This is a genomic window from Micromonospora sp. NPDC050495 (assembly GCF_040655175.1).
In the GTDB taxonomy this organism is placed as follows: domain Bacteria; phylum Actinomycetota; class Actinomycetes; order Mycobacteriales; family Micromonosporaceae; genus Micromonospora.
This window is the reverse complement of the sequence record NZ_JBFAJK010000053.1, coordinates 21,532-34,700: the sequence shown is the minus strand read 5'-3', so window position 1 is coordinate 34,700 and position 13,169 is coordinate 21,532. Positions and strand designations below refer to the sequence as shown.

The window sequence follows — 13,169 nt, the reverse complement described above, 5'->3', positions numbered from 1 at the left end:
GCCGCCTAACGCACCACCCAACAAGACCCATCCCGCGCCGCTCCGCGACGCGGGATGCTGCCGCACGTCAAGTTACGGTCGATTTTCGAGTTAGGGGCGGGCGGCGGGGACGGGGGGCATCGGCCAGTGGGGGCGGTCGGCGTCGCGTAGGGCGGCCGCGCGCAGGGCGGCGAGCCGGCGTTCCACCTCGGCGAACTGGTCGGGGGCGAGCGGGCCCCGGGTCAGCGCGGCGGCGTTCTCCTCGACCTGCGCGACCGTCCGAGCCCCCGGGATCGGCACGCTGCGGTCGCTGCGCGCCCAGATCCAGCCGAGTGCCCCCTGGACCAGGGTCCGGCCGTCGGCGGTCAGCGCGTCCCGCACCGCGGCGACCCGGCGCAGCCACTCCGGGGCGGGCCGCCCGCCGCGGAACCACTCCAGCCAGGTCGGCGCGCTGCCCCGCAGGTCGTCGCGGGGCAGCGTGGACTCCGGGGTGTACTTGCCGGTCAGCAGGCCCATCCCGAGCGGCCCCCGGGCGATGCTGGCCAGGTCGTGCTTGTCGCAGACCGCCAGCATGGCGGGGGCGTCGCGGAGCACCGACAGACTGTGCTGCACGGCGGTGGCGCCCCGGGCCACCTGGGCGAAGCCGCCGGCCCGGTCGGCCCGGTCGGTGCTCCAGCCGTACGCCCGGACCAGGCCGTCGGCCACCAGGTCCTCCAGGGTGCCGACCAGCGCCTCGGCGCGCGGCGCCGGCAGGTCACCGAGGTGCAGCTGGTACAGGTCGATCCGGTCGGTGCCCAGCCGGCGCAGCGAGTCGACCACCGCCCGGCGCAGGTAGTCGGGGGACGCGTCCTCCCCGGTGGCCTGCCGGCTCCGCTCGTCGAAGGTGTACCCCCACTTGGTGGCGATCACCGCCTCGTCGCGGCGGCCGCCGAGGGCCCGGCCGAGAATCCGCTCGCCGTGCCCCGCCCCGTACGCGTCGGCGGTGTCGAAGAGGGTGACGCCCAGGTCGAGCGCGCGCCGCACGGCCCGGACGGACTCCGCGTCGTCGACGACGCCCCAGCCCAGCGGCCGGGTCCCCTCGGCCCACGGTCCGGCGATCGCCCAGCACCCCATGCCGAGGGCGCTGACCTCGATGCCGCTGCGGCCCAGCGGCCGCGTGCTGACTGCCATCGCCGCATCCTGTCACCTCGAGCACGGTCGAGGGGAAGAATGTCACCCGGGGTGGCCGGACGGCGACGGGCGACCTCAGCGCGGCGTCGCGTACGCCAGCACGACCGGCTCGGTCAGCTCCGGCCAGGCGCCGGTCAGGCCGCCCTCGGCGGGACCGGTACCGGGGCGGCGGACCAGGGCCAGCTCCACCCGCTCGGTCACCAGGCGCGTGGGTTCGGCGTCGACCACCTCGCGGACCGCGCCGATCCCGGCGGCGTCGACGCCGGCCAGCCGGCCGCCGCGCACCGTCATGCTGGCCGCGCGCACCTCCCGGCGGCCGTCCACCTCGAAGTACTCCTCGGCCTGTCCCGCCCCGTCCAGGACGGCGGCGGCCAGCGCGGCCTGGTAGACCGGGTCGCCGGCCGCGTCGTACACCCAGCGGCGGCCCAGCACCGAGTGCTCGGTGGTGCCGACCAGCCAGCGGTCGGCGCCGGCCAGCGGCGCGCCACGATAGGTCAGCGGCACCTGGAGGATCGGCCCGTCCCCGGCCCGCACCAGGATGGTCTCGATGCCGACCTCGCCGGCCGGGTCGTCGAAGCGGTACCCGGCGACCCGAGTGACGTCGGCGCCGGCGGTACCGGCGAACCAGGGCCGGCCGGGCAGCCAGGCGGTGAGCAGGTCGAGCTTCGAGGGGCGCAGTTCGGCGCGGTGCAGCAGAGCCATGGGCAAGATCATAGTGTCGAGCGAGGCCACCGGAAGTGTCCGACCCGGCGGCGCGAACCGCCCAGGCCGGGGCCAGACCGGGCCGGGCCGGCGTCAGGCCGCGCCGGGGCCAGGCCGCGCCAGGGGCAGGCAGCGGTCAGGCCGGGCCAGGGCAGGCCGGGTCAGCCGGGCCAGGCCGGGGTCAGGCCAGGGGGAGGCCAGGCCGGGGTCAGGCCGGCCAGGCCTTGGCGAACAGGTCCCGGGTGTCGGCGAGCAGTTGCGGCAGCACCTTTGTCCGGCCGATCACCGGCATGAAGTTGGCGTCCCCGCCCCAGCGCGGCACCACGTGCTGGTGCAGGTGGGCGGCGATGCCGGCGCCGGCCACCCCGCCCTGGTTCATGCCCAGGTTGAAGCCGTGGGCGCTGGAGACCCGGCGGACCACCCGCATGGCGTCCTTGGTGAAGGCGGCCAGCTCGGCGGTCTCCGGGGCGTCCAGGTCGGTGTAGTCGGCGACGTGCCGGTACGGGCAGACCAGCAGGTGCCCCGGGTTGTACGGGTAGAGGTTGAGCACCGCGAAGACGTGCTCGCCGCGGGCCACGATCAGGCTCTCCTCCGGCGGCAGCCCGGGGGCCCGGCAGAACGGGCAGCCGGCCGGCTTCTCGTAGCCGCCCTCGGGCCGGTCCTCGCCGGAGATGTAGGTCATCCGGTGCGGCGTCCAGAGCCGTTCCAGCCCGTCCGCCAGACCGCTGTCGGTGCCGTGGTCCGTGTGCCGTTCCGCCCCTGTCACAGCAGCGATCCTACGGGCGGCGGGGGCCCGTCCGCCGCGCGGCAGGGCCCCCGCCCACGCCTCAGCCCTCGGCGGACGGACCGGAGTTGGTACGGGAGGTGACCACGTCGACCACGTGGGCGACCGCCTCGGCGATCGGCACCCCGTTGCGCTGGGAGCCGTCCCGGTAGCGGAACGACACGGTGCCGGCGGCCACGTCGTCGTCCCCGGCGATCACCATGAACGGGATCTTCTGCTGCTGGGCGTTGCGGATCTTCTTCTGCATCCGGTCGTCACCGGCGTCCACGTCGGCGCGGATGCCCTGCTTGCGCAGCGTGCTGACGAAGTCCTGGAGGTAGTCGGTGTGGTCCTCGCGGATCGGGATGCCGACCACCTGCACCGGGGCGAGCCAGGCCGGGAACGCGCCGGCGTAGTGCTCGGTGAGCACGCCGATGAACCGCTCGATCGAGCCGAACTTCGCACAGTGGATCATGACCGGCTGCTGCCGGGTGCCGTCGGCCGCCTGGTACTCCAGCCCGAAGCCCTTCGGCTGGTTGAAGTCGTACTGGATGGTCGACAGCTGCCAGGTGCGGCCGATGGCGTCCTTGGCCTGCACGGAGATCTTCGGGCCGTAGAAGGCCGCGCCGCCCGGATCCGGCACCAGGTCCAGCCCGGTCTCCCGGGCGCACTGCTCCAGCACCGCGGTGGCCGTCGCCCAGTCCTCGTCGGACCCGACGAACTTGTCGAGCCGGGCCTCGTCGCGGGTCGACAGCTCCAGGTAGAAGTCGTCGATGCCGAAGTCCTTCAGCAGGCTCAGCACGAAGTTGAGCAGGTGCTTGATCTCGGCCGGCGCCTGCTCCCGGGTGCAGTAGGAGTGCGAGTCGTCCTGGGTCAGGCCGCGTACCCGGGTCAGCCCGTGCACCACGCCCGACTTCTCGTACCGGTAGACCGACCCGAACTCGAACAGCCGCATCGGCAGCTCACGGTAGGACCGCCCGCGCGACCGGTAGATCAGGTTGTGCATCGGGCAGTTCATCGCCTTGAGGTAGTAGTCCGCGCCCTCGAGTTCCATGGGCGGGTACATGCCGTCGGCGTAGTACGGCAGGTGGCCCGAGGTGTGGAAGAGGCCCTCCTTGGAGATGTGCGGGGTGCCGACGTACTGGAAGCCCTCCTCGATGTGGCGGGTGCGGACGTAGTCCTCCATCACCCGCTTGAGCACCCCGCCCTTGGGGTGGAAGACCGCCAGGCCGGAGCCGATCTCGTCGGGGAAGCTGAACAGGTCGAGGTCCGCACCGAGCTTGCGGTGGTCGCGCCGGGCCGCCTCCTCCAACAGCTTCAGGTACGCCTTCAGCTCGTCCCGGGTCGGCCACGCGGTGCCGTAGACCCGCTGCAGCTGCGGGTTCTTCTCCGAGCCCCGCCAGTACGCGGCGGCGGAACGCATCAGCTTGAACGCGCCGATCAGCCGGGTGTTCGGCAGGTGCGGGCCCCGGCACAGGTCCGACCAGCAGACCTTGTCCTCGTTCGCGGCGAGGTTGTCGTAGATGGTCAGCTCGCCGCCGCCCACCTCCATCACCTCGGAGGAGTCCAGCCCCTCCCCCTTGACCTCGATCAGTTCCATCTTGAACGGCTCGGCGGCCAGCTCGCCCCGCGCCTCGTCCAGGTTGGTGAAGCGACGCCGGCGGAACCGCTGGCCGGACTTGATGATCTCCTGCATCCGCTTCTCGAGCTTCGCCAGGTCGTCCGGCTGGAACGGCTTGTCGACCTGGAAGTCGTAGTAGAAGCCGTTCTCGATCGGCGGGCCGATGCCGAGCTTCGCCTCGGGAAAGATGTCCTGCACGGCCTGGGCGAGCACGTGCGCGGTGGAGTGGCGCAGCACGTTCAGCCCGTCCGGCGAGTCCAGCGCGACCGGCTCGACGGTGGTCTCCTCGGCCGGTTTCCAGTCCAGGTCGCGCAGCACGCCCTGCGGGTCGCGGACCACCACGACGGCCTTCGGGCCGGTCGTCGGCAGTCCGGCCGCGGCCACCGCGTCGGCCGCCGTCGTCCCGGCGGCGACGACGACGGGGTCGGCCACGACGGGGGTACGGGGTGCGGACACGGTGACTCCTGTCGTCGACGGTTCGATGTGCGGCGCCGCCCGGCGGCGCCCCTGCGATGCTATCGGTCGCCCGTCGCGGGTCGTCGGCCACGGCGCGCGTCCCGGCCGGTGGTGTCGCCGAATTCGCCCCGGCGTTGAACCTTTCCGCCCCCGGGCCCGAACTACCGGGTGTGGCCGGAGCCGGAGCCGGCCGCGCCGAGACGGATGGGGACGACCATGACGATGACCCGTCGGGGTCGCCTGCGGGCGGCCGCGCTGCTGGCCGCCGTGGCGGCGGGAACGCTGGGCTGGCCGGGTGCGGCGAGCGCCGCCGAGGTGACCGTCACGACCTCGCCCGCCCAGGTGCGTCAGGGCGACGCGATCGAGCTGGCGGTGGTGCTGCCCGAGGAGCGCAGCGGCAGCCGGACCACCCGCATCGAGCTGAAGATGCCGGCGGACGCCCCGATCGGCGAGGTCTACCCGCTGTCCGTGCCGGACTGGGCGCCGAGCATCACCACCCGCCGCCTCGACCAGCCGGTCGCCGGCATTCACGCCGCCGAACTGGACCAGGTGACCGACGCGGTGACCTGGATCCGGATGCCGGGCACCCGGGGCGCGGCGCGGCTGTCACTCGGCATGGGTCCGATGCCGGCCACCGACCGGCTCACCTTCCAGGTGATCCAGACGTACGCCGACGGGACCGTGGTGCGCTGGGCCGACCCACCGGGTGGGGCGCACCCGGCCCCGACGGTGACCCTGCTGCCGCCGCCGCCCGGCACCGCCGCGCACGGCGGCGACGCCGGACCGGCCGGCGCGGCCCACGGCGGCCACGGCGCCGTCGGTGGCGGCCAGGACGGCGCGGCGCCGGGCGGGGCCACCGCCGGGGGCCTGACGGCCGGGGCGACCGACGACGGGCCGAGCGCGGACCTGCTGCTCGGCGGCGGCCTGCTCGCCGGGCTGGCCGGCGGGGCCGCGATCGGCTGGCTGCTCAGCCGCCGCCGGCGCGGCACCCTGACCCTGTCCCCCGACACCACCGACTCCCCCACCCCGCCCCCCACCCCGCCCGCCGACCTGCCCCCCGACCCAACCGCCCAACCCGCTGCCACCGCCGGCGCTCAGCGCTGACGATGCGGGAACACCGAAGATCTGGGAAGGAAACGGCCCGCAGCGGGGCCACCTCGCACCAAGATCTCGTTCGCGGGCCGGGCGGGACGATCAGGCGGGGGTGGTGAGCCAGCGGGGCAGCGGTTCGCGGGCGGCCAGCCAGCCCTCCGGCACGCCGCCCGGTGTACCCACCCCGGTGTATGCGGCGACCACCCCGCCGACGATCGCGGCCGTGGTGTCGACGTCGCCACCGGCCTGCACGCAGACGCGGATCGCGGCCGGGTAGTCGTGCAGCAGGGTGGCCGCGATCCAGAGGCTGAACGGGACGGTGTCCGGCGCGGTGATCCGCGAGCCGTTGCCCACCGCCTCCGCCACCTCGACAGCCGGGCGGCCGAGCAGCGCGGTGGCCCGCCGGATGCCCCGGTGCACCTCGCCGGCCGGCTCCAGCAGGCCGGCCACCGCGGTGAGCAGCCGGGCCGGCTCGGGCCGGTCGCCGTCGAGCCGGGCGCGGGCGGCCAGCGAGGCAGCCACCGCGACGGCCACCGCCCCGGCGATCCCCTCCGGGTGGGCGTGGGTGACCTCGGCCGAGGCGCGGGCCTGGTCGGCGGCGCGCCGAACGGAGTCGGCGTGCCACGCGCCGAGCGGGGCCACCCGCATGGCCGCGCCGTTGCCGTAGGAGCCCTGCCCGTCGAACGCCGACGCGGCGGCGACCGGCCAGGGCGTGCCGGCGCGGATGAGTTCCAGCAGCTCGACCGCGCCGGCGCCGTAGCGGCGGGCCGGGTCGTAGTGCGCGGCGAGGGCGAGCGCGAGCGCGTCGGGTTCCATCCGGCCGTGCGCGGCGAGCACGCCGAGCACCGAGCACGCCATCTCCGTGTCGTCGCTCCAGGGCCACGGGCCCGGCGGCAACGCGTCCGGCCAGGGGGCGACCGCCCCGCCGGGGACGAAGAACCGGGAGCCGAGCGCGTCACCCACCGACAGGCCGGTCAGCGCCTCGCGGGCGAGCGTGAGGCGGGCGTCCGGGAACAGGGTGAACGTCATCGCCATCCCAGCTTGCCCGCTTCCCGGGAACGCCGCAACGCGATCAACTTGCCACGCCGAGTACGGTGCTGACGTGGCCACCGTGCTCCTGGTCGAAGACGATCACGTCGTACGCGGCGCGATGCTGCGGTCCCTCGCCGACCGGGGGCACGCCGTGCACGCCGTCGGCACGGCGCTGGACGCGCTGCGCCGGGTGGCCGCCGAGACCCCGGACCTGGTGGTGCTCGACCTCGGCCTGCCCGACCTGGACGGCTCGGACGCGCTGCGGATGCTGCGCGGCATCACCGACGTACCGATCATCATCGCCACCGCTCGCGACGACGAGCAGTCCGTGGTCCGGCTGCTGCGGGCGGGTGCCGACGACTACATGGTCAAGCCGTTCACCGGCGCCCACCTGGACGCCCGGATCACCACGGTGCTGCGCCGGGCGGGCCGGGCCAGCCGGTCCGTGCAGCCGGCCGTCCACACGGTGAGTGGCCTGCGGGTGGACGTCGGCGAGCGCAGCGCGGTGCTGGACGGCGAGCCGCTGGCGCTGACCCGCAAGGAATTCGACCTGCTGGCGTATCTCGCCGCACGTCCCGGCCGGGTAGTGTCCCGGCGGGAACTCTTGGAGGAGGTATGGCGGCAGCCGTCGGTCGGCGAGGACCAGACCATCGACGTTCACCTGTACTGGCTGCGCCGCAAAATGGGCGAGTCCGCGGCGAAGCCGCGCTACCTGCGCACCGTGCGGGGGGTCGGCTTCCGGCTGGTGGCGCCGGACTGAGGCTGACGCTGGCCTGGCTCACGGCCGGCATGTGCAGCCTCGTCGCGCTCGCCTTCCTCATCCCGCTCGGCATCACCCTGCGCGAGCAGGCCCGGGACGAACAGCTCGCCGACGCGGCCCGCCGCGGCGCCCTGGTCACCGGCGCGCTGGCCGCCAGCACCGACCCGACGGTGGTGGCGCGGGCGGTGGCGGCCAGCGGCGACGATCCGGCGTCCCGGCCGGTCGTGCACGGCATCGGCGCCGACGAGTCGGGCGGCCGGGCCGACCCGGCCGCGCTCGCCCGCGCCGCCGCCCAGCGGCAGTCGGTGGTCACCGACGTGCCCGGCGGGGTGCTCCGGCTGGACCCGGTGGTGCTCGGCGACCGGGTCGCCGTGGTGGAGGTCTTCGTTCCCGACGAGGCGCTCGACGCGGGCGGCGGCGGGCGGTGGCTGCTGCTGCTCGCGGTGGCGCTGGCGCTGGTCGGGGCCGCGGTGATCGTGGTCGACCGGGTCGCCGCCCGGGTGGTGGACGCCACCGGCGACCTGGTCGCGGCGGCCACCGCGATCGGCGACGGCGACCTCGGGGTACGGGTCGAGCCGACCGGGCCGCGGGAGCTGACCGCCGCCGGGCACGCCTTCAACCGGATGGCGGAGCGGCTGGTGGCGCTGCGCGCCGACGAGCGGGAACTGGTGGCCGACCTGTCGCACCGGCTGCGTACCCCGCTGACCGCGCTGCGGCTGGACGCGGAGGCGCTGGAGTCCGACGACACCAGCATCGGCACGTTCAGCGAGGCGGAGCTGGACCGCCGCCGGGGCATCCGGCGGATCCGCCAGGCCATCGTCACGCTGGAGGGCGAGGTCGACCAGCTGATCAAGACCACCCGCAAGGCGGTCGGCCAGGAGCCCGCCCCGGCCCGGTGCGACGTCAGCGAGGTGGTCCGGGACCGGATGGTGTTCTGGTCGGCCCTGGCCGGCGACCAGAACCGCCCGCACCGGGTGGTCGGCGCGCAGCTGCGCATCCCCGCCCCGGTGCCCCGGGCGGAGCTGGCCGCCGCGCTCGACGCGGTGATCGGCAACGTGTTCCGCTACACCCCGCAGGGCACCGCGTTCGAGGTGGCGGTGAGCCGGCGCGACGGCTGGGTGGCGATCCGGATCGACGACGCCGGGCCGGGCATCCCCGACCCGGACCGGGCGCTGCGCCGGGGCGCCAGCGACCAGGGCTCCACCGGGCTGGGGCTGGACATCGCCAAGCGGGTCGCCCTGCAGGCCAACGGGTCGGTGAGCATCGACCGGGCCCGGCTGGGCGGGGCGAGCGTGGTGATGCTGCTGGCCGATCCGGAGGCCGCACCCCGACAGGTCAACCGGTTCGGGCTGGTCGGCCGGATGGCCCGGGACGCCCGGGAGCCGCGCGTTCGCGCCCGGCGCTGGCCGCGTCCGCGCTGACCGCTGGCTGTGGGCCGCCGCAAGTCTTCCTTAGATGTGGGTTAACGGCGGCCCTGCCGGCCCGCGGAGCTGTCAGCATCGACAACGAACCCATCAGTTCCGTCGGCCGGGACGCCCCGCAATACTCCGGCCGGCGGAGCCGAGCGCGCGGCGGGAGTTCGGTCCCCCCACACCTCGCTCCCGCCGCGCGCCACTCCCCCGTCGAGCCCGGGCGTGAGGTGACCGTGATGACGCCGACCGTCAGCCGGCTGCTCCGCTGGGCCGCCGTGATCGGGGTGGGTGTCGCCCTCACCCTCGCCATCTGGCAGGACCCGGTGCTCGCGTACGGTCCGGGTCACGCCGGCGTCGTGCCGCGACCGGGTCCGGTCGGGCTGGCCGCGTCGGCCGTCGCGCTGGCCGGGTTCGGACTGGTCCTGGCCGGACGGCACCGGCCGGCGCAGGTGCGACGCCGGCCGGTGCCGTCCGGTCCGGTCAGCGCGGCGCGGCCGCCAGGTAGGCGTCGATCTCGCCGCTGAGCCGGGCCTGCTCCGCCGGCTCCAGGAACGACGCGGTCACCGCGTTGCGGGCCAGCGCGGCGATCCCCTCAGGGCCGGCGTCGAGCAGCCGGGCCGCGACCGCGTACTCGTTGTCGAGGGTGGTGCCGAACATCGGCGGGTCGTCGGAGTTGATGGTGACCAGCACGCCGGCCTGGACCAGCTGCGGCAGCGGGTGCTCCTCGATGTGCGACACGGCCCGGGTGCGGACGTTGGAGGTGGGGCAGACCTCCAGCGGGATCTGCCGCTCGGCCAGGTGGGCGAGCAGCTCCGGGTCGAGCGCGGCGGAGATGCCGTGCCCGATCCGCTCGGCGCCCAACTCGCGCAGCGCGTCCCAGATGGTCTCCGGGCCGGTGGTCTCGCCGGCGTGCGGCACCGAGCGCAGCCCGGCCGCCCGGGCCTGGTCGAAGTACGGCTTGAACTGGGGCCGGGGCACGCCGATCTCGGGGCCGCCGAGCCCGAAGCTGATCAGCCCGTCGGGCCGCTGCTCCAGGGCGATCCGCAGGGTCTGTTCGGCGGCCGGCAGCCCGGCCTCGCCGGGGATGTCGAAGCACCAGCGCAGGGCGATGCCGAAGTCGGCCTCGGCGCGCTTGCGGGCGTCCTCGATGGCCTCGCAGAACGCCGGCGCGGGGATCCCCCGGTGCACGTGCGAGTACGGGGTGACGGTCAGCTCGGCGTAGCGCACCTGCTGCCGGGCCAGTTCCCGGGCCACCTCGTGGGTGAGCAGCCAGACGTCGTCGGCGTCCCGGATCAGGTCCACCACGCTGAGGTAGACCTCGACGAAGTGGGCGAAGTCGCGGAACGCGAAGTAGTCGGCGAGCGCCTCCGGGTCGGCCGGGACCGGGCTGCGCCCCTCGTGCCGGGCGGCCAGCTCGGCGACGATCCGGGGCGAGGCGGAGCCGACGTGGTGCACGTGCAGCTCCGCCTTGGGCAGGCCGGCGATGAAGGTGGACAGGTCGGTCACGGGTTCTCCTCTGCGTGGGCGCCGGTGCGGGCCACCACGAAGATCCGGCGGAACGGGAAGTACACCTGACCCTGCCGGACCGGGTACGCCTCGGCGAGGCGTACCCCCAGCTCGGCGCGGAAGTCGGTCCAGCCGGCGGCGTCCAGCGCGGCCCGGACCGGGCGCAGCGCGGTGCCCTCCATCCAGGTCAGCACGGGGTGATCCGGGGCGGCGGCGGCCGGGAGCAGGTGCACGTAGGTAGTTTCCCAGGCGTCGACCGCGCAGCCCGCACCGACCAGCAGCGCGGCGTAGTCGACCGGGTCGTCGACGGGTGCCTCGCGCAGCAGCGGGGCGAGGGTGTCGCGCCACCGGTCCCGCCCGGCGACCTCGCGCAGCGCCCGGTGTGACGGCGCGTCGAAGTTGCCCGGCACCTGGACCGCGAGCCAGCCGCCGGTGGGCAGCTCCGCGACCCAGCGGGTGAGCAGGTCCCGGTGGCCGGGCACCCACTGGAGCACGGCGTTGCAGACCACCACGTCGACGTCCGGCTCCGGGTGCCAGGACCGGACGTCGCCGACCGCGAAGGTGACCGGCCCGGCCACGGTGCGGGCCGCGGCCAGGGCACGGGTACGCGCCAGGGCCCGGGCACGGGCGATCATCTCGGCGGAGGAATCCAGCCCGCAGACCCGGCTGCCGGGCCAGCGGTCGGCGAGGGCGGCGGTCAACGTGCCCGGACCGCAGCCGAGGTCGACGACGGCGCGCGGCCGCTCCGCCGGAACCCGGGCCAGCAGGTCGTGGAAGGGCCGGGAGCGCTCGTCGCCGTAACGCAGATAGGTGCTCGGGTCCCACATGGCGGCCTCCAAACCGTACGTACGTCCTGCTAGACGGTACGGCCCGACGCGCGCCCCGGCAAGGCCGGTCACTAGGCTCGGTGAGCCGGTCACTAGGCTCGGTGAGATGGAACAGCGCAGCTTCGACCGGCTCGGCCGGCACGTCGGCATCGTCGGACTCGGCGCCTGGCAACTCGGCGCCGACTGGGGTGAGGTCAGCGCGGACGAGGCCCTGGACGTGCTGGCCGCCGCCGTGGCCGCCGGGGTCACCTTCCTGGACACCGCCGACGTGTACGGCGACGGCCGCAGCGAGCAGCTGATCGGCCGGTTCCTGCGCGAGCACCCGGGGCACGGGCTGACCGTGGCCACCAAGATGGGCCGGCGGGTGCCGCAGACGCCCGAGGCGTACACGCTGGACAACTTCCGGGCCTGGACCGACCGGTCCCGGGCCAACCTCGGGATGGACACGCTCGACCTGGTGCAGCTGCACTGCCCGCCCAGCGCCGTCTTCGCCGACGACCGGGTCTTCGACGCCCTGGACACCCTGGTCGCCGAGGAACGCGTCGCCGGGTACGGGGTCAGCGTGGAGACCTGCGACCAGGCGCTCACCGCGATCGCCCGGCCGGGGGTAGCCAGCGTGCAGATCATCCTCAACGCGGTCCGGCTCAAGCCCCTGGAGCGGGTGCTGCCCGCCGCCGCGGCGGCCGGGGTCGGCATCATCGCCCGGGTGCCGCTCGCCAGCGGCCTGCTCTCCGGCCGGTACGACGAGCACACCACCTTCCCGGCCGACGACCACCGGACCTTCAACCGGCACGGCGAGTCGTTCGACGTCGGGGAGACCTTCTCCGGGGTCGACTACGACCTGGGCCTGGCCGCCGTGCGCCGGCTCGCCCCGCTGGTCGGCGCGGACCGCACGATGGCGCAGTTCGCGCTCCGGTGGATCCTCGACCAGCCGGGCGTCACCGTGGTCATCCCCGGCGCCCGCAACGCCGAGCAGGCCCGGCGCAACGCGGCCGCCGCCGACCTGCCGCCGCTGACCGAGGTGGAGCTGACCGCCGTCCGCGCCACCTACGACGAGCTGATCCGTCCGCAGGTGCACGACCGGTGGTGACCCGGCCACCCGGCCCGCCGGCGACCGGCGCCACCCGGCGGTCCGGCGCGGCGCCGCCGGTGACCGGGGGCAGCCGGCATGCTGAAGCCGGACTTGCGTCGTCGGAGGGGGAACGATGAGGGGCTGGTTCCGGCTCACCGTGGGGCTGCTGGCCGTGGTGCTCGGCGCGCTCTGGACCGTGCAGGGGCTGGGCTACGCGGGCGACAGCGTGCTGACCGACCAGCGGCCCGCCGCGGCCGTCGGCCCGGTGATCGTCCTGATCGGACTCGTCGCGCTCTGGTTCGGCATGCGGGCCCGCCGCCCGCGCGGCTGAGCCGATCGCGCGGCTGAGCCGATCGCCCGGATGAGCCGCGCGCGGCTGAGCCACGGGTCCGTCGCATATGGAAAGCCCCGCCTCCCGGAACGGGACGCGGGGCTTTCGCCGCCGGCGGACGCGCCGGGCGGCGTAGCTCAGATGGGGCGGACCTGCTCGGCCTGCGGACCCTTCTGACCCTGGGCGATCTCGAACTCCACCCGCTGGTTCTCCTCCAGCGTGCGGTAGCCGCTGGACTGGATGGCCGAGAAGTGGACGAACACGTCAGCACCCCCGCCGTCGACAGTGATGAAGCCGAAGCCCTTGTCAGCGTTGAACCACTTCACGGTTCCCTGCGCCATGTGTATCTCCTTCTAAAACTGGCGGCCGAGCACGCCGTGCGGCCGATTGGCCGTTTTCGAGCAGCGGCGCCTGAGGCGGCCCCCGGTGAAGGAGACTTCTCTCAA

14 protein-coding genes are annotated in these 13,169 nt (G+C 74.9%); 6 read left to right on the top strand and 8 right to left on the bottom strand.

The genetic code is table 11. The features are described 5' to 3' along the window. Positions 1–90: 90 nt before the first annotated feature. From AB0I11_RS30230 to thrS, 4 genes are all read right to left on the bottom strand, one after another. Complete coding sequence (locus tag AB0I11_RS30230) at positions 91–1,149, bottom strand: aldo/keto reductase (RefSeq protein WP_357328263.1); 1,059 nt, start codon at positions 1,147–1,149, stop codon at positions 91–93. A 75-nt stretch (positions 1,150–1,224) separates the two neighbouring features. Beyond that, on the bottom strand, positions 1,225–1,851 hold the full coding sequence (locus AB0I11_RS30225) for a hypothetical protein (RefSeq protein ID WP_357328260.1): 627 nt from the start codon (positions 1,849–1,851) through the stop codon (positions 1,225–1,227). Positions 1,852–2,059: 208 nt separating this feature from the next. Next, the gene (locus AB0I11_RS30220) at positions 2,060–2,617 is read right to left on the bottom strand and encodes an HIT domain-containing protein (RefSeq protein WP_357328257.1); all 558 of its coding nucleotides are present in this window, start codon (positions 2,615–2,617) and stop codon (positions 2,060–2,062) included. A gap of 61 nt (positions 2,618–2,678) precedes the next feature. Then, complete coding sequence (gene thrS / locus AB0I11_RS30215; protein ID WP_357328254.1) at positions 2,679–4,691, bottom strand: threonine--tRNA ligase; 2,013 nt, start codon at positions 4,689–4,691, stop codon at positions 2,679–2,681. Positions 4,692–4,907: 216 nt separating this feature from the next. Between thrS and AB0I11_RS30210 the strand changes: the two genes are divergently transcribed. Then, on the top strand, positions 4,908–5,795 hold the full coding sequence (locus AB0I11_RS30210) for a DUF1775 domain-containing protein (protein ID WP_357328251.1): 888 nt from the start codon (positions 4,908–4,910) through the stop codon (positions 5,793–5,795). Between the two features lie 90 nt (positions 5,796–5,885). Here the strand turns inward: AB0I11_RS30210 and AB0I11_RS30205 are convergent, their stop codons facing one another. Beyond that, positions 5,886–6,812, bottom strand: coding sequence for an ADP-ribosylglycohydrolase family protein (locus tag AB0I11_RS30205; RefSeq protein ID WP_357328248.1), 927 nt, complete (start codon positions 6,810–6,812; stop codon positions 5,886–5,888). Positions 6,813–6,885: 73 nt separating this feature from the next. Here AB0I11_RS30205 and AB0I11_RS30200 point away from each other — a divergent pair, with 73 nt between their 5' ends. The 3 genes from AB0I11_RS30200 (at position 6,886) to AB0I11_RS30190 (ending at position 9,511) form a co-directional block, all read left to right on the top strand. Continuing rightward, positions 6,886–7,575, top strand: a complete 690-nt coding sequence (locus tag AB0I11_RS30200; protein ID WP_357328246.1) for a response regulator transcription factor — start codon at positions 6,886–6,888, stop codon at positions 7,573–7,575. A 29-nt stretch (positions 7,576–7,604) separates the two neighbouring features. Continuing rightward, entirely contained in the window at positions 7,605–8,996 is a 1,392-nt protein-coding gene (locus AB0I11_RS30195) for a HAMP domain-containing sensor histidine kinase (RefSeq protein WP_357328243.1), read from the top strand. Between the two features lie 227 nt (positions 8,997–9,223). Beyond that, the gene (locus tag AB0I11_RS30190) at positions 9,224–9,511 is read left to right on the top strand and encodes a hypothetical protein (RefSeq protein ID WP_357328240.1); all 288 of its coding nucleotides are present in this window, start codon (positions 9,224–9,226) and stop codon (positions 9,509–9,511) included. On the opposite strand, the gene AB0I11_RS30185 is transcribed toward AB0I11_RS30190, so the two are convergent. Further along, positions 9,468–10,493, bottom strand: a complete 1,026-nt coding sequence (locus tag AB0I11_RS30185; protein WP_357328237.1) for an adenosine deaminase — start codon at positions 10,491–10,493, stop codon at positions 9,468–9,470. The two genes, AB0I11_RS30190 and AB0I11_RS30185, sit on opposite strands and share 44 nt — an antisense overlap. After that, on the bottom strand, positions 10,490–11,320 hold the full coding sequence (locus tag AB0I11_RS30180) for a trans-aconitate 2-methyltransferase (RefSeq protein WP_357328235.1): 831 nt from the start codon (positions 11,318–11,320) through the stop codon (positions 10,490–10,492). Before AB0I11_RS30180 ends, AB0I11_RS30185 begins: the two co-directional genes overlap by 4 nt. Positions 11,321–11,426: 106 nt before the next feature. Between AB0I11_RS30180 and AB0I11_RS30175 the strand changes: the two genes are divergently transcribed. Then, positions 11,427–12,410, top strand: coding sequence for an aldo/keto reductase (locus AB0I11_RS30175; RefSeq protein ID WP_357328232.1), 984 nt, complete (start codon positions 11,427–11,429; stop codon positions 12,408–12,410). A gap of 115 nt (positions 12,411–12,525) precedes the next feature. Further along, positions 12,526–12,723, top strand: a complete 198-nt coding sequence (locus AB0I11_RS30170) for a hypothetical protein (protein ID WP_357328228.1) — start codon at positions 12,526–12,528, stop codon at positions 12,721–12,723. A gap of 137 nt (positions 12,724–12,860) precedes the next feature. On the opposite strand, the gene AB0I11_RS30165 is transcribed toward AB0I11_RS30170, so the two are convergent. Next, the gene (locus tag AB0I11_RS30165; RefSeq protein WP_091424054.1) at positions 12,861–13,064 is read right to left on the bottom strand and encodes a cold-shock protein; all 204 of its coding nucleotides are present in this window, start codon (positions 13,062–13,064) and stop codon (positions 12,861–12,863) included. Between the last annotated feature and the right edge of the window lie 105 nt (positions 13,065–13,169).